Consider the following 16,971-nt stretch of genomic DNA (forward strand, 5'->3'; position numbering starts at 1 on the left):
CGAGATACTGCGCGCTTCGCAACGCTTCGGCAGGGCGCTGTGGAAACGATGGAGTGGTTATCACATCCGAAGTCGCGTGGAGGCCAAAATGCTATGCCTCAAGGCATTCGGCGAACGCATCATGGCGAGGGACCCAGACAGACAAACCGCCGAAATCCACATCCGCATCGCTCTCATGAACCGATTCTCGGCCCTCGGCACCGCCGAGATCGTGTGTGATGGATGAATCCGCCGCGGAAAGGGGAAGCTCGTCCTCAAAACGAGTTGCGCAACAACGCCACGCGCTCCCCTGCCGGGTCTGCGCCACCGGATAGCGCATCCGCCACTAACAGGCCGCCCCATCTTCTTCTGGCTCAAAATATCCCCGGGGGAGCGCGAGGGGGCAGGCAGCCCCCTCGTTCCCGCCGCTGGCAATTCAGCGCATCACAAAGGGATCGGGGATCGCCTCGTCACTGGTGCGCAGCCAGACGGCTTTGACCTTGGTGTAATCCAGTGCCGCCTGCAGACCGCCCTCGCGCCCATGACCGGACAGCCCATGGCCGCCAAAGGGCGCAATCGGGCTGACCGCGCGGTAGGTATTGACCCAGACGATCCCGGCCCGGATACCCCGGATCATCCGGTGCGCGCAGGTGAGGTGCCGGGTGAACACACCCGAGGCAAGGCCGAATGCGGTGGTGTTGGCAATCTCCAAAGCCTCCGCCTCGGTCTCAAAGCTGACAACCGACAGGACAGGGCCGAAGAATTCGGTCGACAGGCAGGGCGCAGTTGGCGCGGCTGAGCAATCCAGCACCGTTGGCGGAAAATAGAACCCCTCCCCGTCCGCCGCAGTGCCGCCCGTGACCAGTTCTGCCCCAGCCGCAACCGACGCCTCGATCAGCCGCAGCGCGTGATCCCGCTGTTTCAGGGTACACAGCGGTCCGACTTCAGTCGCCATGTCATCCGGCGCCCCGATCACCACCGCTTCGGCCTTTTCCTTCAACCGGGCCAGGAAAGCGTCCTTGATGCCCTTCTGGATCACCAGCCGCGATCCCGCGACGCAGCTTTGCCCGGTGGCGGCAAAAATGCCAGAGACCTGCGCGTTCACAGCGCTTTCCAGATCGGCGTCATCAAACACGATGAACGGCGACTTGCCGCCCAGCTCCAAAGAGGTAGAGGCAAGGTTCTCCGCCGAGTTCCTCACGATATGGCGCGCAGTCTCCGGCCCGCCGGTAAAGGCCACATGGGCCACCGATGCATGGCTGGTCAGCGCCGCCCCTGCCTCCGGTCCGCCGGTGATCACGTTTAGCACCCCAGGCGGAAAGCCCGCCTGATCAAAGATCCGGGCAAATTCCAGCATCGGCGCCGGGCCTTCCTCGGAGGCTTTCAGAACCACCGTGCAGCCTGCCGCCAGCGCCGGGCCGATTTTCACAGCGGAGAGGAACAGCTGCGAATTCCACGGCACGATGGCCGCAACCACCCCCACCGGCTCGCGCCGCAGCCAGACCTCCATATCCGGTTTATCAATTGGCAGATGCGCGCCCTCGATCTTATCCGCCAGCCCTGCGTAATAACGGTAATACTCCGCCACATAGGCAATCTGGGCTGAAGTCTCGCGGATGATCTTGCCGGTGTCGCGGGTTTCCAGCCTGGCCAGCCGGGGCGCGTTTTCGGCCACCAGATCGGCCAGCCGCATCAGCAGCTTGCCGCGCTGGGTGGCGGTCATCCCCGCCCAATCAGCGGAGAAAAACGCAGCCTCCGCCGCCCGCACGGCCCGATCCACATCCGCAGCTGATGCGCTTGGCATCTGGGCCCAGGGTTTGCCGGTGGCCGGATCAAGACTTGCGAAAGAGGCGCCTGCGTCCTCAAAGGCGCCGCCGATATACTGCTGGAAGGTCTGCATGTTCAGCTCCTTTGATGAACTTTTGACGAAGGTTGAAGTTATTTTTCACCAATTGACCGCACACTGCCCCTTGAGCGGCAAGCTCATTCACCACCCACAGGCCAATGAGGCCCGGCGCGTCCTGTTGCGCACCGGGTCTCAGCTACTGAAAGGCCGGCATGACGTGCGCGATGAACCGTTCAAGCGAGGCTTTCTTGCGCTCGAAACTCATGCTGCTGTCGATCCAGAACGCATATTCATCATATCCCAGCGCCTCATATTTTCTCAGCCGCTCAATCACCGCTGCCGGTTCGCCGATCACCAGATCGCGCTCCATCGCCTCGGGACTATAGAACGGATGCGCGGCGATTTCCTCGTCGCTCAAAGGATCGATCAGCCCCTGGCTGACACCGCGCTTGTTCATGAACCAGGCGCCGAAATAGTTGTAAAAGCGGTTCAGCTCCTGCGCCCCGCGTTTCACATCCGCGGCGCTGTCCGCCACATAGGTGTGCAGCAGCAGCATGATCTTGGGCCGGGGCATCTCGGAATGTTTGGCGCAGGCATCGTTGAACTTGCCCATCAGCTCGGTGATTTCCGCGTCGCCTTTCCACAGCGGCGTCACCTGCACGTTGCACCCCTGCGCAACCGCAAATTCATGGCTGTTGGGATCGCGCGCAGCCACCCAGATCGGCGGGCCATCCTGCTGCACCGGTTTCGGCGATGACGTGGTTTCCGGAAAGGAGTGGAACTCCCCTTCCTGCGCATAATCGCCCTGCCACAGGCCCTGCAGCGCCGGGATCAGCTCGCGCATGCGCTGGCCCGCCTCCCAGGCATCCATGCCAGGCAACATGCGTTCGTATTCGTAACTGTAAGCCCCGCGCGCAATGCCCAGATCCAGACGGCCATCGGTGATGATATCAGTCATCGCCGCCTCGCCTGCCAGCCGGATCGGATGCCAGAACGGCGCAATCACCGTCCCCGTCCCCAGCCGCACATTCCTGGTGTGCCGCGCCACATCCACCAGATTCAGGAACGGGTTCGGCGAGATGGTGAAATTCATCCCGTGATGTTCGCCGGTCCAGACCGCGTGCATGCCACCGTCATCGGCGATTTTGCACAGCTGGATGAATTCGTCATACAGCTGCTTCTGATCCTCACCTTCAGAAATCCGCTCCATATGCGCAAAGAGAGAAAATTTCATGCGCCCTTGCTCCCTGTCGCCACGGGGCGGACCTGCCCGGTGGTCTGATTGCCATAATACACCCCGAAATTGCCCATCCGGGCCTCACTGGCGAACCGTTCCAGCATGGTACAGACCGCCGCATCGGCGATATCCATCAGCGTGGACTGGGTCAGCTCTGTGAAAACACCCTTGGCCGGTGTGCCGCCGGCCGATTGGCACAGGAAAGAGATGTGCTGATGTTCGCGCGCTTCGTCCTCAAAAACGGAATAGATGAACCCCGGCTCCGCCGCGACACCGGTGTCCGCGATCAGGCGGGCCAGGGCCGCCGAGGCGCCCTCTTTGCCCACCCGGGTTTCCGGCAGCGTCAGCTTGCCCTGCTCATTGCCCATGAGCAGCACCTTGCCCTCATGCTCAATCAGGGCAGAGACGATCAGCTTGGCGCCTTGTGTCAGGGCTTCGGCCTCTGCCGCTGCGGTCACATAGGCGCCACGGGCATAGCCCAGCCCCGGCGCGGGCGAGGTCTCAAACGCCGCGACCCTGCCGATCAGGATCAGATGGTCGCCTGCCGCCACCCGTTTGTGCATGGAACAGTCAAACCAGGCGGAAACGCCTTCAAACACCGGGCTGCCCTCAGGCCCCTGCTGCCAGCTGACGGCGGCAAAGCGGTCCTCGACGGGCCGTGCGAAAGTATTGGAGACGTCCTTTTGATCCTCGGCCAGAACATTGACGGCAAAGCCATCCGCCTGTTCAAAGGCCGCGTAGTTGCTGGAGGAATTGGCAATACAGACCAGCACCAGCGGCGGGTCCAGCGACACCGAGGTAAAGGAATTGGCGGTAAAGCCGATGGGATTGCCGTCCGGGTCATATGCCGTCACCACGGTGACACCGGTCATGAAGGTGCCGAATGCATTGCGCAAGGCGCGCGGATCGATGTCGCTCATGTCGGCTCCCCTTCTGTGTTCAGCCAGTCCCGCAGGGCGGCGTTGACCGCGGCGGGAGCGGTCAGGTTGACCATATGCCGATGCCCCTCGATGACAACCGCCCGGCCCTGCGGCGCGGTCTCTGCCATGGCCCGCGCCATCGCGGGGGTTGAGTTCGGATCGCCATCGCCAGTCAATGCCAGCAGCGGGCAAGCGATGTCCGAAAACCCGTCCGCATAGGTGCTGTCACCATGGGCAAAGGCGGTATAGGCGGCAGCGTAGCCCTCCAGGTTCACGCCCGACAGCCACTTTGCCACCTGCGCCCGCGCGTGCTGGTCAGCTGCGCCCTTTCCAAACCACCGCGCCAGCGGTGTTTCCAGATCAAAACTGCCCGCGCGAATTTCAGCCGCACGGGCTTCCACTGCAGCCCGAGCCTCAGCGGACCGCCGGAATACCCCGTTCAACAGCGCCACCCGCGCCGTGTCCTCTGGTTGGCTAACAGCATACCCGCCGGCAATCAGCGCACCCATGGAATGGCCCGCCAGTGACACAGGCCCCAGATCCAGCGCCTGCAGAACCTCATGCAGCCAGGCCACATATTCCGGAAGATCAGCCCAGCCCGGCAGGGGCGCGCTGCCGCCATGGCCGGGCATATCAAGCGCAATGACCTGATGGGTCAGGCACAACGCCTCAATCTGCGGCCCCCAGGCCGCCGCCTGCATGCCAACCCCGTGGATCAGCACAACCGGCGCCCCTTGCCCGTTTTCCGGCCCAGCCCGCAGGCAGGTGACGGCCCCGTAGGGGTCAGACCGCGGCAGGGTTGTCGGCGTCATGGCCCAGTTCCTTCAGGTCCTGATAGCGGTCGCCAATGCGGTGATGCGGCCGCCCGCCGATGGAGGCGCCAAGCGCGATCACGATTTCATCCGGGCCGGGCGCATCCGCCACCGACAGCTGGATGGTCAGGTAATGGCTGCGCCGGCCACCGTCGTTCTTGTCCATCAGCGGGATTTGCAGCGGCGCATTGGCCGGGCCGCGGGTGTTGGTGAAAGCCAGATAGGATTTCGCCCCCACCGCCTCGCGGAAGTGATTGCCAAAGCGCAGCGTATGGATGAGCGCAGAGGCATGCTCCACCTCTCCATTGACACCCACGATGGCGGATTTGCCATAGCCCTCAACCTTATCGCCGCCACCTGCGGCCTCCAGGATCATCGCTGTCAGCTTCTCGCCCAGACCCGGCGCGCAGTCGTGGATCGCCGGGCGCAGGTCTTCGACAAACCCCTGCCCCGCCCAGGGGTTTGTGATCACCGCCACCGCGGCAATCATCCTGAGCGGCGTTTCCGCCGCCTTGCCGCCCTCGATCAGGGTCTCTTCGACATGCAGCAGCGTCTTGCGGATTTCGGCGGGCATCGGCGGATCTTTCCTGTCTGATTCCAGTTGCTGTAATATGGTATACCATCATACAATATGTCAATGCAGCCTTGTTCCGCCCTGTCCCCGTTGCTATCGGAGGAAACATGACCGGCCCTATCATGAGCAAAATAGACCATCAGCCGCAGACCCTGCGCGATATCGTGCAGGAACGGATGCGCGCGGCGATCATCGCAGGCCAGTTTGCCCCCGGTGAACGGCTGGTAGAGCGGCCCCTGTGCGACCAGCTTGGGGTCAGCCGCACTGTGGTGCGGGAAACCATCCGCTATCTGGAGGCCGAGGGGCTGGTGGAAATCCTGCCCGGCAAGGGGCCAATCGTGGCACAGCTCAGCTGGGAGGACGCGCGGCAGATCTACGACATCCGCCAGATGCTGGAGACCGCCGCCGCCACCGCCTGCGCGCAAAACATCACGTCGCAGCTGGCTGCGGCATTGCAGCAGGCGCTGCAGGATCTGCAACAGGCCGTGGCCGCAGGCGTGCCCGGTCCGATGCTGCGGGCCACAACTGAATTCTACCGGATCATCTTTGATGGTGCAGGCCATAACGTCGCCTGGGAAATCACCCAGCGTCTGAACGGCCGCATCAGCCGGTTGCGGGCGGTCACACTGTCCAGCGAAGACCGGCAAAAATCCGGTCCGGCCCATATGCAGGGCATTTGCCAGGCCATTGTGTCAGGGGATGCCAAAGCCGCCAGAACGGCAATCGAACAGCATCTGAGCGACGCCAAAGCCACCGCACAGCGGCAGCTGAAAGAAGAATAGCCGGCCTTCGATACGAAAGCCGGCTGAACAGTTTGCCTGGCCGCAGATCAGCCCAAGATGCCCGGCAGGTTCAACCCGTGCTCGCGGGCGCAGTCCTTGGCGATGTCATATCCTGCATCCGCATGGCGCATGACACCGGTGGCCGGATCGTTCCACAACACACGGCCGATGCGGCGGTCTGCGTCTTCGGTGCCGTCACAGCAGATCACCACGCCGGAATGCTGGGAAAAGCCCATGCCAACGCCGCCGCCGTGATGCAGCGACACCCAGGTCGCACCAGACGCGGTGTTCAACAGCGCGTTCAGCAGCGGCCAGTCGGACACCGCGTCCGACCCATCCATCATCGCCTCTGTCTCGCGGTTCGGAGAGGCCACCGAACCGCTGTCCAGATGGTCGCGGCCAATCACCACCGGCGCTGACAGCTCACCGTTGCGGACCATCTCGTTGAAGGCGAGGCCCGCCTTGTGGCGGTCACCAAGGCCGATCCAGCAGATCCGCGCAGGCAGGCCCTGAAAGGCAATGCGTTCCTGCGCCATGTCCAGCCAGCGGTGCAGGCCTTCGTTCTCGGGGAACAGCTCCTTCATCTTGGCGTCGGTCTTGCGGATATCCTCCGGGTCGCCCGACAGGGCGCACCAGCGAAACGGGCCGATGCCACGACAGAACAGCGGGCGGATATAGGCGGGCACGAAACCGGGGAAGTCAAAGGCGTTCTCCAGCCCTTCCTCCAGCGCCATCTGGCGGATGTTGTTGCCGTAATCGACGGTGGGAATGCCCATCGCATGGAACTGGCACATCGCCGCGACTTGCACGCGCATACTGGCACGGGCGGCTGTTTCCACCGCTTTAGGGTCTGTTTCGCGCATCTCTTTCCACTGCGCCATGGTCCAGCCCTGCGGCAGGTAGCCATTGACCGGATCATGCGCCGAGGTCTGGTCGGTGACGATATCGGGTTTCGCTCCGCCCGCCTTGGCCCGCTCTACCAGCTCGGCAAAGACATCTGCCGCATTGCCCAGCAGGCCCACGGATTTGGCTTCGCCCGCCGCGGTCCAGCGCGCGATCATCTCCAGCGCCTCGTCCAGGGTCTCGGCCTTTTCGTCCAGATATTTGGTGCGCAGGCGGAAGTCGATACTGTCGGGGTTGCACTCCACCGCCAAACAGCAGGCACCGGCGAATACAGCGGCCAGCGGCTGCGCGCCGCCCATGCCGCCCAGACCGCCGGTCAGAATCCACTTGCCAGTCAGGTCGCCGCCGAAATGCTGGCGCCCGGCTTCGGCAAAGGTTTCATAGGTGCCCTGCACGATGCCCTGCGTGCCGATGTAAATCCACGAACCAGCGGTCATCTGGCCGTACATCATCAGGCCCTTCTTGTCCAACTCGTTGAAGTGGTCCCAATTGGCCCAATGCGGCACCAGATTGGAGTTGGCGATCAGCACCCGCGGCGCGTCCTTGTGGGTCTGGAACACGCCGACCGGCTTGCCGGACTGCACCATCAGGGTCTGGTCTTCCTCCAGGGTCTTCAGAGTCTCGACGATCAGGTCGAAATCCTTCCAGGTGCGCGCGGCCCGGCCAATGCCGCCATAAACCACCAGCTCATGCGGGTTTTCCGCCACATCGGGATGCAGATTGTTCATCATCATCCGCATCGGTGCCTCGGTCAGCCAGGATTTGGCAGTGATTTCCGAACCGGTGGGCGGAAAGATGTCGCGGGTGTTCTTGCGGGGATCGCTCATGCCGAGGGCCTCCAGTTTTTCAGATCAGTCAGAATTTCGGTGAGATGGGCGCGCAAGACATCCGCGCGCTCCGGCAGATAGGTCCAGGGCGGCGCCTCCTGGCAGTAGGTGGCCTGCGCCAGTTCCATCTGGATGGCGTGCAGCCCTTCCGCAGGGCGGCCATAGTGGCGGGTGGTCCAGCCGCCCTTGAAACGGCCATTGAGCACCGAGGAATAGCCCTCTGCCGCCGCGCAACGGGCCACGGTCAGCGCCTCGATTTCAGGCGCGCAGGTGGTGCCCAGATTGGTGCCGGTGTTGAAATCCGGCAGACGGCCCTCAAACAGGAACGGGATATTGCCGCGGATCGAATGGCAGTCATAAAGGATGGCAAAGCCGTGGATCGCCTTCACCCGCTCCAGCGCTGCCATCAGCGCCGCATGATAGGGCGCGTGATAGGCCTCGCGGCGGCGGGTGATCTCTGCCTCATCCGACGCCATACCATCGCGCCAGATCGGCAGCCCGTCAAAATCCGTCAGCGGCACTAAAGTGGTGGTGTTTTGCCCTGGATAGAGACTGATACCACCCGGATCGCGGTTCACGTCGATCACATAGCGGTGGATCGGCGTGCGGACGGTTGTGATGTCCTCCACCAGGCCGGAATACAGGTCGTGGATATGCCAGTCGGTGTCGGCCAGCGCCCGGCCCGTCTCATTGAGGCAGTTCCAGACTTCCGGCGGCACATCGGTGCCAGTGTGGGGCAGTCCCAGCACCAGCGGCGATGAACCTTGGGTCACTTCGATCATGCGCTGATCTCCACGCCCGCAGCGGCAGCAACCCGGCCTGCACGGACCATGGCGCTGGCAGCTTCGATATCCGGCGCCAGATAGCGGTCCTCGGCCAGCGCCGGGATATCGCTGCGCAGCATGCCCAACACGTCCTGCAGCCGGGCCGAGGTTTGCAGCGGGTCGCGGGCTTCTACCCCCTGCGCGGCGCACAGCATTTCGACACCGAGGATCACTGACAGGTTGGCGTTCATCCGTCCCAGACGCAGCGCACCGTGGGCGGCCATCGACACGTGATCCTCCTGATTGGCTGACGTCGGAGTGGAATCCGTGACGCAGGGGTTCGCCAGATGTTTGTTCTCGCTCATCAGCGCCGCTGTGGTCACCTCGGCAATCATGAAACCAGAGTTCAGCCCCGGATCAGGCGTCAGGAACGGCGGCAGGTCGTGGCTGAGGGTCGGGTCCACCATCAGCGCCACCCGGCGCTGCGCGATGGCGCCGATTTCGGCCACCGCCAGCGCGATCTGATCCGCCGCAAACCCCACATATTCCGCATGGAAGTTGCCGCCCGAGACAATGCGGCCTTCGTTCACCAGCACCAGAGGGTTGTCGGTGACGGCGTTGGCCTCGATCTCCAGCGTCTTGGCGGCCATCCGCAGCACGTCCAGCGCCGCGCCCACCACCTGCGGCTGGCAGCGGATGCAATAGGGGTCCTGCACGCGGGTGTCCCCCTCGCGGTGGCTTTCGCGGATTTCGGACCCGTCCATGATACCGCGCATTTCACGGGCCACATCAATCTGCCCGGCGTGGCCCCGCAGGGAATGGATGTCGGCCACCAGCGGCGCGGTGGACCCCATGATGGCGTCCGTGGTCATCGCCGCGATGGTCACCGAGGCCTCGGCCATGCGCCAGGCGTCAAACAGACCGGCCAAGGCGCAGGCGGTGGAAAACTGGGTGCCGTTGATCAGCCCAAGACCCTCCTTGGGGCCCAGAATAATAGGCTCTAATCCAGCTTTTTGCAGCGCGTCTGCGCTGGACATGCGGGTGCCGTCGAATGTCGCCTCCCCTGCCCCGATCATCGCCGCCGCCATATGCGCCAGCGGCGCCAGATCGCCAGAGGCGCCGACCGAGCCCTGCGACGGGATCACCGGCACCACGCCACGTTCCAGCATTTGCTCAATCTGTTCGATCACCAGCCAGCGCACGCCCGAAGCACCGCGGCCCATCGACAGCAGTTTCAGCGTCATCATCAACCGGGTCTTATCCTCCGGCAGTGCCTCCCCTACCCCGCAGCAATGGCTGAGGATCAGATTGCGCTGCAGCGTGGCGGTGTCTTCCGGTGCGATCTTGGTCGAGGCCAGCTTGCCAAAACCGGTGTTGATGCCATAAACGGCGTCCTCACCGGCAGCGGCATCCGCAACCATCCTGGCGGCAGCCGCCACCGGTTCACGCGCCGAAGACGCCAGCCTGGCCGGAGTCAGGTTGCGGTAGATATCTTCCAGCGTGGCAAGCGTGACCGTGCCGGGGATCATTTCGATCATCGTTTTCCCTCATAGATACGGCTGTACAGCGGGTTGAAGCCGATGCGGTAGGCCAGCTCGGCAGGGCTCTCCACGTCCCAGATCGCCAGATCGGCGCGCATACCGGCAGCGATCCGGCCCCGGTCGTTCAGCCCCAGCGCATTGGCCGCATTGCAGGTCACACCGGCCAGCGCCTCCTCTGGTGTCATCCGGAACAGGGTGCAGCCCATGTTCATTGTCAGCAGCAACGAAGTCAGCGGCGAGGAGCCGGGGTTGCAATCGGTTGCCAGCGCCATCGGCACGCCATGCGCGCGGAAATGGTCGATCGGCGGCGCCTGCGTTTCGCGGATGGTGTAATAAGCGCCCGGCAGGATCACCGCGACAGAGCCTGCGGCGGCCATAGCCCGTGCGTCATCCTCGGTTGCATATTCCACATGATCGACTGACAACGCGCCGTACCGCGCAGCCAATGCGGTGCCGCCCTGATGGCTCAGCTGTTCGGCGTGCAGTTTCAGCGGCAGTCCCAACTCCTGCGCTGCTTGGAACACCCGTTCGATCTGGGCAGGCGCAAAGGCGATGTTTTCGCAGAACCCATCCACCGCATCCACCAGCCCCTGAGCATGGGCCGTGCGCAGGGCGGGAATGCAGACGGTGTCGATATAGTCATCATCCCGGCCCTTGTATTCACCGGGTGTGGCATGGGCGCCGAGAAAAGTGGTTTTCACGGTCACCGGGCGCAAGTCCGCAAGACGGCGGGCCGCACGCAGCATGTTCAGCTCGGTTTCCAGATCCAGCCCATAGCCGGATTTGACCTCAACCACCGTGGCACCTTCGGCGATCAGCGCATCCAGCCGGGGCAGCGCCTTCTGCACCAGATCCTCCAGCGAGGCCGCGCGGGTTGCCGACACGGTTGAGACAATGCCGCCCCCTGCCCTCGCAACATCTTCGTAGGACGCGCCCTTCAGGCGCATCTCAAACTCCATCGCGCGGTTGCCGCCAAAGACGATATGCGTGTGGCAGTCGATCAGGCCCGGAGTTACCAGCCGCCCGTCCAGTTCGATTTGCGTCCACGGGTAATTGTCAGCTGACAATTCCTGCCGTGCCCCGGCCCAGACGATTTTCCCGTCCGAGACCGCTACAGCGCCATCCTCAATCAGCCCGTAGGGCGTGTCAGAACTGGCCATCGTGGCCAGTTTCACGCCCGTCAGAACATAGCTTTCCGTCACGCAGTTTCCCCCGAGTCGCTTCATTTCCGATCGGGCAATAAGCTACTTGTTTTGGTTATTATGTCTAGTCATAAAATCACCCGCTCACATATCGGGGCACAGGGGTCAGATACGCTGTTTCCGGGGTATTTCTGTGTGCAGATCGTCAATAATGATCGGATGCGCATGTGTATGGCTGCCCTGCAGATGCGGATGATCCGGCGGCAGGTCCGGGTGGCTGTGTGCAACCGGTGCACCACTGTCCGCTGGCCACAAGTGGCGCGCAGCGACCAGACCGGCGGAGGCCAACAGTGCCAGCACCAGCATCGCCACGCCCGCGCCCCAGACTGCCATCAGCCAGGCCGACAGCGGATAAAACACCAGCCAGCAGGCATGCGACAAGGTGAACTGCGCTGCAAAGATCGCGGGCCGGTCCGCGGCATGGGCGGACCGCGCCAAGAGCCGTCCCGACGGTGTCAGGACCGCAGAATAGCCCAGACCGATCACAAACCAGGCGATTGCCAGCCGGACAAAGCCCAGCGGCTGCGCCAGCGTGGTCAATGCCAGAACCATCAGCGCCGCACTCCCCAATGCACCGCCTGCCAGCATCACGCGACGGTCGGGAATGTGCTGCAGCAGGCGCGGCAGCAGCATTGCCGACAGCATCGCTCCACCGCCGAAACAGGCCAGTGCCAGCGCCACTGCACTTTCTCCCTGCTCCATTCCGGCGCGCACCAGGACCACTGTATTGACCAGCACCATCGCTGCCATTGCCGAAACCACCCAGTTGAGCGCCAGAAGCCCCCGCAGTCGCGGTGTCCGCAGATAATTGCGGATGCCACGGCTGGTGCGTTCCCAGATTGGCCGTGGCGTCCTAGGCGCGGGTGACGGCAACGTGATGGACAGCAGCAGCAAAGCAGAGCCGGCAAACCCCGCCGCAGTGCCCCAGAACAGGGTTGAGGAACTGACCAGCACCAGCAGCGCCGCTGCCAGCATCGGGCTGAAGAGGCTTTCCAGCTCATAGGCAAGCCGTGACAGCGACAGCGCCTGGGTATAGTCCTTTTCTTCGGTCAGCACGTCAGGGATCGAGGCCTGAAATGCAGGGGTAAATCCGGCTGATGCGGATTGCAGCACAAAAATCAGCACATAGACCTGCCAGACCTCGCTGACGAACGGCAGGCAAACGGCGACAGCCATCCGCAGCATGTCCAGGGCTATCAGCACTTTGCGCCGGTCCAACTGTTCCGTCCAGGCGGCAGCAATGGGGGCGACGGTGACATAGGCGATCATCTTGATCGTCAACGCAGTGCCCAGAACCACCCCGGCACGGTCGCCGGCCAGATCAAAGGCCAGCAGCCCAAGAGCGACGGTGGCCAGGCCGGTGCCGGTCAGGGCGACGATCTGTGCCAGGAACAAATGCCTATAGGTCCGGTTGCGAAGGATGGAGAGCATGTGAGGCCTTGCCTTTGGCTGGAAATGTTTGCGCCACTCTGGGCATCTGACAGGGCCAAAGGCAATGGTTCAAATGGACCGTGACAGTGGCGGCTTTTGAAAATTGTCAGCTGACAATTCCGGCAACAGCCAGCGCGACGGGCAAGTTTCGTATGTTAAGCAGAGGCTGCAATGCGGCTGAACAGGTCCGGGTGGTCCTGCTGTTTTGTCTGCAAGGTTCAGCGACGCATGATTGTCAGCTGACAATCATGCGCGATGGTGCACCCCGTTTCCCGTCTGCAGCAGCGCGTTCAGCATTGGCGCAGTGGAAAACTGGCCTGCCCGAGCCTTTTGTGCAAGTCGGCGGAGATATGCGCCGGGGCTGCGGATGGACCCAAGTTTCTCTAGCATGCAGATCACCACCGTTGCAGCGTCTTTGCGGCCCATGGCGGCACGGGCATCGCTTAGAACCGGCATCTCTATTCCCATCATCGGGGACAGCGTTTCTGCGATACGGTCGGCATCCTGCCAGCTGCGCAAAGCTCCGGGGTAATAGGTCTGTACTTCGGGACAGGCGCGCAGGACCTTGACCAGATCACCGGTATTCTCGGCATCGCTGTCCTGTGCCTCTGTGGTGATGGGCTGGGGGCAGGGCGCTTTGGTCTGCGCCTGTTCAGAGTCAGAATCTTTTTTTACTGAATCCTGTATGTGCCGCTCATTTTGGCTGACAGGGGCGCTCATTTTGCGTGCAGAAAGGGCAGGAGCTTGGTGGGTCTCCGCAGGTGTCCGGCTGGCAATTTCCGCCTCCAGGGTCTTTGCCATCGCAGTCAGACCCAATTCGCAAGGCTTGCGGCGCAGCAGTTTGCGGGCGGCTTCCAGCAGGGGGGCTGCAGCTTCATCGGCTGCGTCCAGCAACGCCTGCCGCAGTACGGCAACTTGGTCACGCAGCATCGCCAGACGTTCGGCCCTGGCACGCGCATCCAATGCGGCGTCAAAGATCTGACTGGCGTGGCGGGCGAGGGGGCTGAGGTCGAAACCGAAGGCCAAACGGGTGTCATCGCCGCTGCGCCGCGCGTAGCGTTTGCGGTTCGGGCTGTTCTTGCGGCTGACAATGCCAATCCGGGTGAGGGCGGCCAGATGGCGGCGCAGGGTGCTTTCGGGCATTCCGTTGAGCCGCTCCATCAGCTTGCGGTTCGACGGGAACACGATGGCGCTGTCCGGTTCGGCGGGCAAGGCGCGCTCTGGGAAGAAGGTCAGCAGGGCTTTGAGCACGCCAAGGCTGCGGTGGCTCAGTTCAAATTCCGCGGCGGCATGCGTCAGCGCAGCCAGAAGATCCCACTTGTCGTGAGTACCCGCCAGCTGGCCACACAGGTCCTGCCGCCCAAATGCGATTTGGGACGCCTGTTCCATGTTATTTTCACGAAAGACAAAGAATTCCCGCCTCCATGCGGGGCATGGAGTTGACAGTGACGAGTCTGAAGGGCTATTCCAAAGGTGCTAAATCTGAGAACGGCCTTCTGGGATGTAATGTCCTGGGGGGCTTTTCTTTTGCCTGTTTACGTGCCTCCTGTCCTGTTTCTCTGCTCTTCTTATTCTTCCGGCTGCTCAGGCTGGTCTTGCTGCCAGCGGCCGTGAAGTTCCGCCAGGATCTCTTCTGCGTTCGCGTCGAACCAGGCGTCAAAGCCGGGCGCGTGTTTGCCAGAGATCGTCAGGGTGATGCCCTTGGCGGTTGTCTTGATGCCTGCAATCTCAGCACCGTTGCTGTCGGGCAGGGCGCGGGTTTTTGGCGGGGCAGGGCGCGAGTGCTCCGCTTGGCTTACGCCCCGGGCATGGGTCAGAACCGCCTCGAACCGGCCGTCGGAGTCAAAGGTGGTAAAATCGGGCCGGTTTGTCCGGGTGATCGCCCGGGTCCGCGCGGCGGGGTCCTGGAACAGTTTGACCAGCAGCATCCAGCGGTCACGGCCAATGCCGGGGGCAGAGCCGATGGCCCGCAAAAACGGCAGCTCAAACGCAGTGCCGACCTTTAGCATCCGTGACACCATCGGCAGGTCAATCGACAGCGCAGCGGCAATTGTCGGCCGGTCATAGCCGCCGTCCTGCAGCTGCGCCGCAAAGGACGCTTTCTCGATGAAACTCAGATCCAGCCGCGAGGTATTTTCCTGCCCCTGGGCCATCACCAGCGCATGATCGTCCAGTTGCCGGATCATTGCCTTGACCGGCAGGCCCAATTCGCGCAGTGCCATTAGGCGGCGGCGGCCATAGACGATCTCAAACCGCCCCGGCGTCTTGGGGTGCGGGCGCAGCAGCACAGGAACCTGTTGCCCATAGGTCCGCAGGCTGTCCACCAGCTGCTTATGGGCAATGCCATTGAGGCCCAGCCGGTCCTCATATCCCGCGTCGTCGATCAGGGCCGCGTCGATTTCCTGCACGGCGCTTTCCTGCAGCTTGCTGAGCGAGGATTGCAGCGCCCCGACCGCGCCGCGCGGCATCATTTTGGGTTTCGGCCCGCCAGCGGATGCTGCCGGGTTGCTGAGTGCCGTGCTGAGAATGCCTTTGCGTGCCATCAACGCCTCCATGCGTGTTGAAGGAGCGATTCTATTTCATCGTTAACTTGATTCAGTGAATCCACCGCACGGTCATAGGTTGACCTGTGAAACATGGATCTTTCGACCTCATAGACCGTCTGCTGGGTCAGTCCGGCATCGGAAATCGCTGTGGATTTCAGCATCGGGGCGACCATCACTTCATCCCCAAACAATTGCCGCAGGAAGGCGACCACCTGCTGCTGCGGTCCGTCGTTCGGCTCATACCGGTTGATCAGGAAGCGCAGGAAGTCGAACTCCAGCGAGGCACCGGCATTGGACACGACATCCAGCAATTCCGCGCTCATCTGCAGGAACTGCGACATCGAGGCGATGTCGAGCATATTCGGCACAACGGTGATGATCACGCCGGTCGAGGCGCAGAGTGCCGACATGGTCAGATAGCCCAGCTGCGGCGGGCAATCGAAAATGATCACGTCGTAATCCTTTTCGACCTCCTGCAGCGCGGCGGCCATGCGCGAGAAAAACGCGGGCTGCACATTGTTGATCAGCGCCTGCGGGGTCTCGTGCTCAAACTCCTGCAGGATCAGCCCGCCGGGGGCCAGATCCAGATTGGCGAAATAGGTCTCTTGGATGATGTCGCGCAGGGGCAGGGGGTCATCATAGCGGATTGCGTCAAAAATCGTCCCTGTTTCGAGGAAATCGACCTCTGGCCTATAGCCGAAAAGCGTCGTCAGCGAGGCCTGCGGGTCGATATCAACTGCCAGAACCCGGTAGCCTTTCAGCGCCAGCCGCTGTGCAGTGTGGATCGACGACGTGGTCTTGCCCGACCCGCCCTTGAAGTTCAGGAAGGACAGCACCTGCACCTTGTCGCCCTCGCGGCGGCCGCGCTGATAGGTTCCGGGTGTTTTGGCCGATGCATCCAGAACCTTGCGCATTGCCAGCAGGTCAGCAGCGGAATAGTGGCGGCGCCCGCCCGGCGTGGTGTGCACCTCGGGGAATTTACCGTCAAAATGAAGCTTGCGCAGGAAGCTGGGCGAAATCCCCAGCATTTCTGCCGCCTCGCCGGCGCTGAACAGGCGCAATTCCTTCCTTGCATCCGGCGCAAAACTGGCCAGCATGTGGCTGTTGAGGGCCGCACTGAGGTTTTCCGCGTTCTCGCGGATACGCTGATTGATGTGGAGTGCTACTGCCACCTGCTGCCCTCTCGATAGTAACGCTGTTTTGCGTCATCGCCTTATTTATCGTTTCTATACGCAATGCGAAGGCCGTTGTGCAATAGATTCCTTCTTTCAGGGATAGCAGGCTGGCGCAATGGTTCCCCGTCTGGCGACACACAGGATGGCAGTTTTCATATCAACATATTGAATTTATGTGGTTTTCATCTGACTGTCGGATGTGTGTAACGCTGTGGATAAATTTCCGCTCCATTGTGCATTTTGCGCAATCGCAAAGCGCCGCTGGGGCCGCAAGGGAACAGGGATTCTCTGCGAAACACCTGTTTTAGGCTCTAAATGGGCTGGATTTTTAATCCATGGATCACAGACCCGTTGCTTTCTGCCTTCGCAGGCCGGTTCCCGCAACCGGAGTGTCGGTTTTTGCAAATGGATTTCGCAATCCTGCACGTCAAC

General features: G+C 62.4%; 14 protein-coding genes and 1 pseudogene. 2 read left to right on the top strand and 13 right to left on the bottom strand.

The window, feature by feature from the left end; genetic code table 11:
• A pseudogene (locus ACP151_RS07020) lies at nt 1-226 on the top strand (IS5/IS1182 family transposase); the annotation flags it as partial.
• Nucleotides 227-415: 189 nt separating this feature from the next.
• On the opposite strand, the gene ACP151_RS07025 reads toward ACP151_RS07020, so the two are convergent.
• From ACP151_RS07025 to ACP151_RS07045, 5 genes are all read right to left on the bottom strand, one after another.
• Nucleotides 416-1,879: an aldehyde dehydrogenase gene (locus tag ACP151_RS07025; RefSeq protein WP_424978165.1), complete on the bottom strand. Its 1,464-nt coding sequence runs from the start codon at nt 1,877-1,879 to the stop codon at nt 416-418.
• A 142-nt stretch (nt 1,880-2,021) separates the two neighbouring features.
• On the bottom strand, nt 2,022-3,059 hold the full coding sequence (locus ACP151_RS07030) for an LLM class flavin-dependent oxidoreductase (protein WP_424978166.1): 1,038 nt from the start codon (nt 3,057-3,059) through the stop codon (nt 2,022-2,024).
• Nucleotides 3,056-3,982 (bottom strand): flavin reductase, encoded by a 927-nt coding sequence (locus ACP151_RS07035; protein ID WP_424978167.1) that lies wholly within the window; start codon nt 3,980-3,982, stop codon nt 3,056-3,058. The genes ACP151_RS07030 and ACP151_RS07035 overlap by 4 nt, the downstream gene beginning before the upstream one ends.
• Nucleotides 3,979-4,794, bottom strand: coding sequence for an alpha/beta fold hydrolase (locus tag ACP151_RS07040; RefSeq protein WP_424978168.1), 816 nt, complete (start codon nt 4,792-4,794; stop codon nt 3,979-3,981). Before ACP151_RS07040 ends, ACP151_RS07035 begins: the two co-directional genes overlap by 4 nt.
• Nucleotides 4,766-5,368 (bottom strand): amino acid synthesis family protein, encoded by a 603-nt coding sequence (locus ACP151_RS07045; protein ID WP_424978169.1) that lies wholly within the window; start codon nt 5,366-5,368, stop codon nt 4,766-4,768. The genes ACP151_RS07040 and ACP151_RS07045 overlap by 29 nt, the downstream gene beginning before the upstream one ends.
• A 107-nt stretch (nt 5,369-5,475) precedes the next feature.
• Between ACP151_RS07045 and ACP151_RS07050 the strand changes: the two genes are divergently transcribed.
• Nucleotides 5,476-6,150, top strand: coding sequence for a GntR family transcriptional regulator (locus ACP151_RS07050; protein ID WP_424978170.1), 675 nt, complete (start codon nt 5,476-5,478; stop codon nt 6,148-6,150).
• 47 nt (nt 6,151-6,197) lie between these two features.
• On the opposite strand, the gene hutU is transcribed toward ACP151_RS07050, so the two are convergent.
• The 8 genes from hutU to repA all read right to left on the bottom strand — a co-directional run bounded on the left by hutU (nt 6,198) and on the right by repA (nt 16,536).
• Complete coding sequence (gene hutU / locus ACP151_RS07055; RefSeq protein ID WP_424978171.1) at nt 6,198-7,880, bottom strand: urocanate hydratase; 1,683 nt, start codon at nt 7,878-7,880, stop codon at nt 6,198-6,200.
• Nucleotides 7,877-8,662 carry an N-formylglutamate deformylase gene (gene hutG / locus ACP151_RS07060; RefSeq protein WP_424978172.1) on the bottom strand — a complete coding sequence of 262 codons (786 nt, stop codon included), beginning with the start codon at nt 8,660-8,662 and terminating at the stop codon, nt 7,877-7,879. Before hutG ends, hutU begins: the two co-directional genes overlap by 4 nt.
• A complete protein-coding gene (gene hutH, locus ACP151_RS07065) occupies nt 8,659-10,182 on the bottom strand; it encodes a histidine ammonia-lyase (RefSeq protein ID WP_424978173.1) in 1,524 nt (507 codons plus the stop codon). Before hutH ends, hutG begins: the two co-directional genes overlap by 4 nt.
• Nucleotides 10,179-11,411 carry an imidazolonepropionase gene (hutI, locus tag ACP151_RS07070; protein ID WP_424978174.1) on the bottom strand — a complete coding sequence of 411 codons (1,233 nt, stop codon included), beginning with the start codon at nt 11,409-11,411 and terminating at the stop codon, nt 10,179-10,181. Before hutI ends, hutH begins: the two co-directional genes overlap by 4 nt.
• Before the next feature lie 81 nt (nt 11,412-11,492).
• Nucleotides 11,493-12,818, bottom strand: coding sequence for an MFS transporter (locus ACP151_RS07075; RefSeq protein ID WP_424978175.1), 1,326 nt, complete (start codon nt 12,816-12,818; stop codon nt 11,493-11,495).
• Between the two features lie 246 nt (nt 12,819-13,064).
• Nucleotides 13,065-14,207, bottom strand: a complete 1,143-nt coding sequence (gene repC, locus ACP151_RS07080; protein WP_424978176.1) for a plasmid replication protein RepC — start codon at nt 14,205-14,207, stop codon at nt 13,065-13,067.
• Between the two features lie 179 nt (nt 14,208-14,386).
• Nucleotides 14,387-15,361, bottom strand: coding sequence for a plasmid partitioning protein RepB (repB, locus tag ACP151_RS07085; protein WP_424978177.1), 975 nt, complete (start codon nt 15,359-15,361; stop codon nt 14,387-14,389).
• The gene (repA, locus tag ACP151_RS07090) at nt 15,361-16,536 is read right to left on the bottom strand and encodes a plasmid partitioning protein RepA (protein ID WP_424978178.1); all 1,176 of its coding nucleotides are present in this window, start codon (nt 16,534-16,536) and stop codon (nt 15,361-15,363) included. The genes repB and repA overlap by 1 nt, the downstream gene beginning before the upstream one ends.
• Nucleotides 16,537-16,971 lie beyond the last annotated feature (435 nt).

The organism is Leisingera sp. S232 (genome assembly GCF_049800895.1).
Taxonomy (GTDB): Bacteria; Pseudomonadota; Alphaproteobacteria; order Rhodobacterales; family Rhodobacteraceae; genus Leisingera.